Genomic DNA, 10,031 nt, shown 5'->3' on the forward strand with positions numbered 1-10,031 from the left:
TTAACACTTGGAACGCAGTGGAAAGAACCGCTTTAGCGGGGTCGCAGACCGAGGAGCCGGCGACGAGTAATAAAGAGTACGAAAAATAACCCCTCTTTACCGGAGAAAATCGGCTTTTCCGCAGTAGATCAGTGTTAAGTCCGACAGGTTGCTAGTCAGTACTGCATTACTGGGCACTGACTGGCAGTACCGATTGCATCTGTTGGCTTCCACTCCTGTTATTTCTGAACGCATTCTGCGTCTGATTGTTGCCTTGTCATGGGCACTCGGCGGTTTTTTGCCTATACCTGTTGTACGGATCGCCAAATAAGGCCCCGAGCAACGCTATAAGGCTGGTTTCGTCTGCAATAGGCCATTTATTGCCGACGATGAGTCTATAGATAGGCGAAAAACTGCTGGTTTACTCTTTTGTCGTCCCTGTCATCTTATAAAAGTTTTGAATAACAACAGCTTAAAATATTTTTTGATGTTGGTATCAAGATTGCTTTAAGACATTCGGCATAGAGTTTCCCCAATAATGACAAGAGAACACACCGATATGAGTCTGACAAAACGCACGCTTCTCAAAGGTTTCGGTATGGCACTGGTCGCCAGCACCCTGGGTGTTGTCGCCACGACGGGCCAGGCGGCCGAGAATCGCTCCTATATCCTGGCAACCGCTTCCACTGGCGGGACTTATTATCCGGTGGGTGTGGCACTGGCCACACTGGCGAAGGTCAAGCTTGAGCCAACCATCGGCATGGCCATGTCGGCCATCAATTCAGCCGGCTCCGGCGAAAATATCAAGCTGATGCGCGAGAACGAAGCCCAGTTTGCCATTTTGCAGGGACTCTACGGTGCCTGGGCCTGGGAAGGCGAGGGCGATCTGGCCAGCTCGGGCCCGCAGAAAGGCCTGCGCTCGGTGACCATGCTGTGGCAGAACGTCGAGCAGTTCGTGGTGAAGAACGAGTACGCGCCCAACGGCACCATCATGGACCTCAAGAACATGGAGGGTCGCAAGTTCTCCATCGGGCCGAAAAACTCCGGCACCGAGGGCTCGGGTCTGACCATTATCGGTAATCTGGGGCTGGATGCGTCCAAGATGGACATGGCCTACATGGGTTATGGCCCGTCCGCCGATGCGCTGCAGAACGGCACCGTGGATGGCATGAACATACCGTCCGGCGTGCCGACCTCTGCCATCACCCGTGCCTTTGCGGCACTGGGCGACGACATCCGCATTCTGGACTTTACCGATGAGGAAATCATCAAGGCCAATGGCCGCTACAAGCTCTGGACGCGCTTCACCATTCCCGCCAACACCTACCCCGGCCAGACTCAGGATGTGCAGACCATGGCACAGCCCAACTTCCTGGCGGTGCGCGACGACATTCCCGAAGAAGATGTCTACCAGCTGACTAAAACCGTGTACGAGAACCTGGCGTTCCTGAACGGTATTCACAAGGCCACCAAGGACATGGCGCTGGAAAAAGCCATTGCGGGTCTGCCGGTGCCGCTGCACCCCGGTGCTGCACGTTACTACAAGGAAGTGGGCGTCGAGATTCCTGAGCACCTGATCGCCAACTAAGGGATCCACCGGCACCGGGTATCGACCCCGTGCCCCTAACGTTGCGCCTGTCGCAGGCTCTGCCTGCGACACTTCCCGTTTTTGGTTGTTAGTCTACGGATACGTCCTATGAGCACTGTAACCCCGGATACCGATCAGGAAACCGCGGACAAACTCAAGAGCCTTGAGCTGGCTCAGCGTCCTGCGGAGTCTACCGTCGGCCGTTTCGTTTACTGGATCGGCGTGCTGTTTTCGCTGGCCCACATCTATTTCAATACCCTGGGTACCTGGTCTGAGCTGTACGTCTCGGCCATCCATTTCGGTGGTTTTACGCTGATCTGCGCCCTGATGGTACCGGGGTTCAAAAGCAAGACACTGGCCGGTCAGCGCACCGTGCTGCTGCTGGATATTCTGGTGGGGCTGGCGGCGATCGCCTGTGCACTGTATCTGATCGGGTTTGAAGACGCCCTGTATGACCGCGGCGTTGAGTTTGTCACCCTGGACTGGGTCTTTTCCCTGCTGGCCATCTTTCTTGCATTGGAAATGGCACGGCGTACCACGGGCTGGTTTATACCCAGCCTGATCGTGGTGGCGCTGACCTATGTCTTCTGGTGGGGGCCCTTTATTGAAGGCATGTTCGGTTTTGCCGGCCTGAGCCTCGAAACCCTGCTGTACCGTTCCTATTTCGGCTCCGATGGCATGTTCGGCTCCATTGCCCGCATATCATGGACCTTTGTCTTCATGTTTATCCTGTTTGGCGCTTTCCTGGTGCGCTCCGGTGCCGGCGATTTCATCATTGAATTGTCGCGTTGTGCCGCCGGCCGCTTTGTGGGTGGGCCAGGGTTTGTTGCGGTGCTGGGATCGGGTCTGATGGGCTCGGTATCCGGGTCCTCGGTGGCCAATACCGTTTCCACCGGTGTGATCACCATTCCGCTGATGCGCCGCGCAGGCTTCCCGGCACGCTTCGCCGCCGGCGTTGAAGCGGCTGCGTCCACCGGCGGGCAGCTCATGCCGCCGGTCATGGGGGCGGGTGCGTTCATCATGGCGTCCTATACCCAGATTCCGTATGTCGATATTGTTGCCATGGCGGCCTTGCCGGCGCTGCTGTACTTCATGTCGGTAGGGTTTTACGTGCGGGTGGAGGCCATGCGCAGTCATGCCCATTCCGTTGAGCTGGATACCCGTCCGCTGAATGAGGTGATGAAGGAAGGCTGGCATTTCCTGTTGCCGCTCGCCGTGCTGGTGGGGCTGCTGATCTATGGCTTTACGCCCACCTATGCCGCCGGTATCTCCATCATTTCCGTGGTGGTGGCGTCCTGGCTGTCAAAGAACCCCATGGGACCCATAGCCGTGTTTGATGCCCTGGCACAGGGGGCGCGCAACATGGCAACGACGGCCATGCTGCTGGTGGCCGTGGGGCTGGTGGTCAACGTGGTGGCCATGACCGGCATCGGCAATACCTTTTCGCTGATGATTTCCGACTGGGCCGGTGGCAGCCTGCTGATCACCATTCTGCTGGTGGGGCTGGCGTCCCTGGTGCTGGGCATGGGCCTGCCAGTGACCGCGGCCTATATCGTACTGGCTACCCTGTCGGCGCCGGCGCTGTACAACCTGATCGCCGAAACCAAGCTGATAGAACTGATGGTCAGCGGTGGCCTGCCGGAAGCGGCGCGCATGATCTTCATGCTGGTGGACCCGGAGAAGGTAGCGCTGCTGGCGTCGCCGATGTCCGAGCCCGATGCAAGGGCCCTGCTGGCGCTGGTGCCGCCGGACTTCCTGGGACAGCTGATGACCCAGGCCGTGGATCCGGTGGTGCTGTCCATGGCGCTGCTGTCGGCCCACATGATCATTTTCTGGCTGTCGCAGGATTCCAATGTCACGCCGCCGGTGTGCCTCACGGCCTTTGCCGCGGCGGCCATCGCCAAGACGCCGCCGATGGCAACCGGCTTTACGGCCTGGAAGATCGCCAAGGGCCTCTATGTGGTGCCGCTGCTGTTTGGCTATACCAGCCTGATTGGTGGCTCGGCGGAAGAGGTGCTGCGGGTGTTCGTGTTCGCGCTCTTTGGTCTCTATGCCTTCGTCGGCTTCATGGAAGGCTACCTGGAGAGCAAGCTGAACCTGCTGCTGCGCCTGGTGTGCGGCGCAGCGGGGCTGGCCATGCTCTGGCCGCATGGCATGTGGTCGGTGGATCTGGCGGGCCTGGCGGTCTTTGTCGCGCTCTTCATGTACAGCCGGCGCAATATCGCTGCAGCGGGCGCGACCGTGTAAGCCGATGTCTTTTTAACAAGGCGATGCATTGATCAAGGCCGGTTTCGTCCGAAATCCGGCCTTTTGTACAGGGACGTACTTATCCTGCGGGCACAGGGATGTGCGAGAGCAGGGTTGATCAGGGATGTACTTCACTGAAATACCGCTCCTGCGTTTTCAGGCGGGCCGCGTTCGGATTTCCACCCTCCTTGGCGGTCATCCTGCGGGCACAGGGATGTGCGAGAGCAGGGTTTTCCCCAGACGTAACAGGACATGGCATGAACAACAACTTTGATTTTATCGTCATCGGCGGCGGCATTCTGGGCATGTCCACCGCATGGCAACTGCAACAGGCCTATCCCGGGCGTTCGGTTCTGGTGCTCGAAAAGGAGCGCGGGCCGGCGCAGCATCAAACGGGTCACAATTCCGGTGTGATTCACGCCGGCGTCTACTACAAACCCGGCAGCCTGAAGGCGCGGTTCTGTCGTGAAGGCAATGCGGCGACCCGCGCCTTCTGTGACCAGTACGGTATCAAGTACGATAATTGCGGCAAGCTGCTGGTGGCCACCAACAAGACTGAGTACGAACGCATGCTCGGGCTGGTGTCCCGCTGCAAGGACAACGGCATCGAGATCGAGGTGCTGTCCGAGACGCAGCTGCATGAACGCGAGCCCAATATCAGCGGAGTAGGGGCCATCTTTGTTCCATCCACCGGTATTGTCAGCTTCACCGAGATTACGATGCAGATGGGCGCGCTGGTGGAGCAGGCCGGTGGTACCCTGCGCTTTGCCACCGAGGTGACCGCCATCAATGAAACCGCCGCCGGCGTTGAGGTGAATACGTCGGGTGGCACCTTCAAGGGACGCTATCTTGTCGCCTGCGCCGGGCTTATGGCGGATCGCATCGTGCGCCTGCTGGGACTGGAGCCGGACTTCAAGATACTGCCGTTTCGCGGCGAGTACTTTTTGCTGCCGCCGGAGCACAACCGCATCGTCAATCATCTGATCTACCCGATTCCGGACCCCGAGCTGCCGTTCCTGGGGGTCCACCTGACACGCATGATCGATGGCACCGTGACGGTGGGGCCCAATGCGGTGCTGGCGTTCAAGCGCGAGGGCTATCGCAAGACCGATATCAGTCTCAGGGACAGCCTGGAAATGCTCTGCTATTCGGGTCTGCGTCGCGTGCTGATGAAGAACTTTCGCGCCAGTCTGGCCGAATTTCGCAACTCTCTGAGCAAGCGCGGCTACCTGAAGCTGGTACAGAAATACTGCCCAACGCTGACCCTGGATGATCTGACGCCTTACCCGGCCGGTATTCGCGCCCAGGCTGTGACGCCGGACGGATCCCTGGTGGATGATTTCCTGTTCGTGAGCACCGCGCGGGCGCTGGTCGTCTGCAATGCACCCTCGCCGGCGGCCACATCCGCCATTCCGATCGGTGCCCATATAGTGACAAAGCTGCAGGAGATGGTCACGGACTAGGAGGTATGAGCAAGTCCGCCTGTTTGTGACGACGTGCCACGCTGCCGTGCATCGACAGGTTGCTATGCTTAGCAGACCTTTCGACAGCGCGGGAGCGGGAGCATGCAGCACAGCAACCAGCCAGGATGTCGGCCATGAGCGGCGACCGGGAGAACACTACAGGGGTGAATAGCTCGATCGGACGCTGGCGCCGGCGCTATATCAGCGGGCCGGTACTGCGGCGCATGAGAACGCTGCTGCCGCCCATTTCCGACACTGAACGCGAAGCGCTGGAGGCAGGCGGCCTGTGGTGGGATGCCCAGCTGCTGTCCGGCAAGCCGGACTGGTTTGAATGGCTGGCGTCGGGGCCACCGCACCTGACGGAAGAGGAACAGGCGTTTCTTGAAGGGCCGGTCAACGCGCTGTGTGCGATGATCGATGACTGGGCCATTACCGTTGAGCAGCGCGCTGTGCCCCAGGCCATCTGGGATTTCCTCAAGCAGCAGCGTTTTTTCGGCATGATCATTCCCAAACAGTACGGTGGTCTGGGCTTTTCGGCCTCGGCGCATTCCGCCGTGGTGATGCGCATCTCTACCCGCAGTACGGCGGTCGCCGTGACCGTGATGGTGCCCAACTCTTTAGGCCCTGGCGAGTTGCTGCTGCTCCACGGTACCGATGCGCAAAAGAACCACTACCTGCCGCGCCTGGCCGATGGGCGGGAGATCCCCTGTTTTGCCCTGACCAGCCCCGAGGCCGGCTCCGATGCCGCATCCATGACGGACCGGGGTATCGTCTGTTATGGCGAGCATAACGGCGAGAAAACACTGGGCATGCGGGTCAGCTGGGGCAAGCGTTACATCACCCTGGGCCCCGCTGCGACCCTGATGGGGCTGGCATTCAAGCTCTATGACCCCGATCACCTGCTGGGGGATGTCGAATCCATCGGCATTACCGTTGCGCTGGTGCCTACCGACACGGCGGGAATCACCATCGGTGCGCGACACTTTCCGGCGCTGCAGGCGTTTCTGAATGGCCCCAATGAAGGGCACGAAGTGTTTATGCCCATGGACTGGGTACTCGGTGGCGTAGACTGCGTCGGCCAGGGCTGGCGAATGCTGATGAGCGCGCTGGCGGCCGGGCGCAGTATTTCGCTGCCCTCGCTCAGTGTGGGCACCGGCAAGCTGGCCGCACGTACGACCGGCGCCTATGCCCGTGTGCGGTATCAGTTTGGCCTGCCGGTAGGACGGTTCGAGGGCGTGCAGGAAGGACTGGGACGCATGGCCAGCAATCTTTACCTGATTGATGCGGCGCGCCTGGCGACGACCCAGGCGCTGGATGCAGGCAAGGTACCGGCGGTGGTGTCCGCCATCATGAAAGTGCAGGCGACCGCGCGCATGCGTGTGATCGTCAGTGATGCCATGGACATTCACGGCGGCAAGGCGATCTGTGACGGGCCGCTGAATTACCTGGGCAACGTCTATCGCGCCATTCCGGTGGCCATTACTGTGGAGGGTGCCAACATCCTGACCCGCAGCCTGATCGTGTTTGGTCAGGGGGCGGTGCGCTGTCATCCCTATCTGCTGGACGAGATGCAGGCTGCTGCGCAACCCGATGACGAAAAGGCTGTCGCCGCGTTTGATCCGCTGCTGTGCAGGCACGCCAGTTTCGCGCTCAAGACATTGTTGCGCAGTGTCGGCCATGGCCTGACACTGGGCCGTTTTGCGGCCGCTCCGCGCCACCGGGGAGACTATGCGGGCTATTTCCGCCAGGTCAGTCGTTACAGCGCATCGCTTACCTGGCTGGCGGAAGTATCGCTGCTGGCGCTGGGGGGCGAGCTCAAGCGCCGGGAAATGATCTCGGCCCGCCTCGGGGATGTGTTGGGCGAACTGTTCCTGCTCAGCTGTGCGCTCAAGCGCTTCGAGGACGATGGGCGTCCCGCCGCGGATCGCCCGTTACTGGATGCCTGCATGCAGCGTGGCCTTTTTCAGGTCGAGCAGTCGCTGCATGGGGTGATTGCAAACTTTCCCAACCGAGCCTTGTCATGGCTGCTGCGCCTGAGCATCTTCCCGCTGGGTCGCTGGCAACAGCCCGTTACCGATAAGGTGACACAGGCCTGTGCACAGCTGCTGCTGGCGCCGTCGCCCACGCGGGACCGTCTTACCGCAGGCGTCTATCCCGGCAATCCAGGCGATGGGGTTGACCGTGTTGAGCAGGCCTTTGTGCAGGTGGTGGCAACAGAGCCCCTGCGGGCCCGGCTGCACAGTGCAGGCATTGAGTCGATTGAAGCGGCGCAGGAGCAGGGGGTGATTACCGAGGAGGAGGCCGAGGCGCTGCGCAGTGCCGATAAGGCCATTGCTGAAGCGGTGGCGGTGGATCGCTTTGCGCAGCTTTAGCCAGAGCTTTGCCTTGAAGAATACGCCGCTGTGAAGCTTGGATTGCGCTGGTAGGCGGAAGCTCCGCTGATTTTCCCGAGTCCGTAGTTCGCCTTTCGGCGACCGTAAGCCGTTCTGATGTATAGGCGGTAAGCGGGAAGCGGGGCACGGGCTTTGGTAGGGTGCCAATGAGCGTGCGAATTGCACCGTCAGGCGGTACGCCGCCAAGTGGTGGTGGCAGTGCGTAGGATGTGGTGAGGCGCGCATTGCACAAGCCTTTTAGCATTGCACGAAGCCTTGAGCGCGCCGTAACCCATCTTTGGTCGTAGCGGATGGCATGATGGATTATTCGACGCCCAGGCAAACGACCACCCCGGATCGAATCGGCCAACAGAACACTTACCGTATTCTGCGAATCCGTATATCGCCTCTCGGCGACCCGGTAGGGTTCAACCAGAGGCCAGCGGCGGCTATGGCATTAAGACAACAAGCGAGTTCTTCGGCCGGCACTGTTCGCGGGTAAGTCCTATTATCAATGAGGCAAAAGGCAAGACTTGATCACCCGTTGGTGACCCGTGAGCGAACCTGGCCCAGGTAAGGAAAACAAGCATGCAGAATGTCGACATCCGTAAACAGTGGGAAGGCGCCGCTCCCGGCTGGGCTAAATGGGAAGCAACGGTGGCCAGCTGGATGGAGCCCGCCACCATGGCCATGCTCGCCATGGCCGATATGAAACTCGGTGCTCGGGTGCTTGACCTCGCCAGTGGCGCGGGGAGCCAGACCCTGAGCGCGGCCCACAGAGTGGGTCCAGAGGGGCACGTTGTTGCCAGCGACATTTCTGAAACGATGCTGCAATGCGTGCAGGAGAATGCCCGCGCTGCCGGCCTGGACAATGTCACCACGCTCGCGGGCGCCGCAGAGGATCTCGAAGTGAGCCGCGATCATTTCGATGCGGTCATTTGCCGTCTCGGTCTCATGCTCTTTGCGGAACCTGCGAAAGCGCTCGCGGCGGTGAGAGACGCTGTAAAACCGGGTGGAAAGATTGCCGTTGTGGTGTTCACCACACCTGCGAGCAATCCGTTCATGGCAAAGCCGATGCAGATTCTCCTTCGCCATGCCGGCAAGGCGCCGCCATCGCCGGGGCAACCCGGTATCTTTTCGCTGGGTGCTTCCGGGGTTATCGAGCGCCTGTTTACGGGCTGCGGCTTCGTGGATGTCGAGCAGCGCACGCTTGATGTTCCGTTGCAGATGGCATCCGTCACGCAGGCTTTGGAAATGATGCAGGAGGCGTTTGGCGCCTATCGGGCTGTGTTGAGCGATACGCCTGAGGCGGTTCGGGCTGCGGCCTGGACCGAGGTTGCGCAGACCCTTAAGGCCTTTGAAACTGCGACAGGATTCGAAGCACCAGCAGAGGTACTGGTTGTTGCCGCCACCAAACCTGCATGAGAGCGCCCGTGACCGGAACTGACGTGGTCAGTTGGATTAAATCCCGACGATTTGATATCCCTTGGTAGTTGGTAGGATGGGCAAAGCGGAGCGTGCCCATCGGGAACTGGGTTTTTACCTTCAAGAATGCGCCCCGATGAAGCCTTTTCGCTGCGCTCTGCCGCCATTGTGCTGGTGGTACTGCCTTCAAGTTAAAGAGTCGGTACATCCATTTGCTAATCGGCGTCGATACAGCCCCTGCCTCGCCCCTGCGGGCCTTATCGCACAATGATGCCCGTGATCGCCGGCATACGGCCATGGATGGCCGGTAGCCAGAAATTGCAGGAGCAATTTTCTGCTCATAAGGGGAAGTGTGAGCCGTTTTGATGTCTTGGTGGTAAAGGGGTAGATAAGCACTGGCTTTGGTAGGGTGTCAATGAGCTTGCGAATTGCACCGTGCGGCGGTACGCCGCCATGACAAATCACGAATAGCGCATGGCCGCGATCTATGTAGATTTGACGCAAGCTCGGGCCAACTGCTGTGTGGATTGCACCAGGTTACGGTGCTGTTGCTTCTTTAACCTTGCCCCTGCGGCCTTTATCCTTTCAACTTGGACCTGTTTTGGGCATTATGCTCAAGGCACCAAGGGAGTATCGGTGCGGTATTTTGATTGTCAATATTGCAAATCGTCAGCTGAGCAACGGAAGCCAGGCTGGGTGAATCCTCCCCTCCAATCTCAATTCCTCCGTTCTCCCTGGCTCTGCCTGCATTGCGGGACTGTATTTGGTCATCGTTAGGGCGGTAGCGTGGTTTTTAGAAGCGTTCGGTCAGTGGATTAGTTGTAGAAATTGTACGATTGCGTGCGGAGTAAACGGCCTTGCAGGCCAGAATCTCAAGTTACGTATGGATCAGATATCCCTTGACCAAGCAGCGCTGCGCCCAAGTATCAACCTGGTCTATTTCCCGTAAGCGTGACG

At 59.5% G+C, this 10,031-nt stretch carries 5 protein-coding genes; all 5 read left to right on the forward strand.

Annotated elements, in window-relative coordinates; translation table 11 throughout:
- Nucleotides 1-538 precede the first annotated feature (538 nt).
- Nucleotides 539-1,567, forward strand: coding sequence for a TAXI family TRAP transporter solute-binding subunit (locus F451_RS0106215; protein WP_020680494.1), 1,029 nt, complete (start codon nt 539-541; stop codon nt 1,565-1,567).
- Between the two features lie 108 nt (nt 1,568-1,675).
- Nucleotides 1,676-3,814, forward strand: coding sequence for a TRAP transporter permease (locus F451_RS0106220; RefSeq protein ID WP_020680495.1), 2,139 nt, complete (start codon nt 1,676-1,678; stop codon nt 3,812-3,814).
- A 257-nt stretch (nt 3,815-4,071) separates the two neighbouring features.
- Nucleotides 4,072-5,277 (forward strand): L-2-hydroxyglutarate oxidase, encoded by a 1,206-nt coding sequence (lhgO, locus tag F451_RS0106225; protein WP_020680496.1) that lies wholly within the window; start codon nt 4,072-4,074, stop codon nt 5,275-5,277.
- A 134-nt stretch (nt 5,278-5,411) separates the two neighbouring features.
- Entirely contained in the window at nt 5,412-7,649 is a 2,238-nt protein-coding gene (locus F451_RS0106230) for an acyl-CoA dehydrogenase (protein WP_020680497.1), read from the forward strand.
- A gap of 588 nt (nt 7,650-8,237) precedes the next feature.
- Complete coding sequence (locus tag F451_RS0106235) at nt 8,238-9,074, forward strand: class I SAM-dependent methyltransferase (RefSeq protein ID WP_020680498.1); 837 nt, start codon at nt 8,238-8,240, stop codon at nt 9,072-9,074.
- Nucleotides 9,075-10,031: the final 957 nt, after the last annotated feature.

The sequence above is a fragment of the Marinobacterium rhizophilum DSM 18822 genome (assembly GCF_000378045.1).
Classification (GTDB): domain Bacteria; phylum Pseudomonadota; class Gammaproteobacteria; order Pseudomonadales; family Balneatricaceae; genus Marinobacterium_A; species Marinobacterium_A rhizophilum.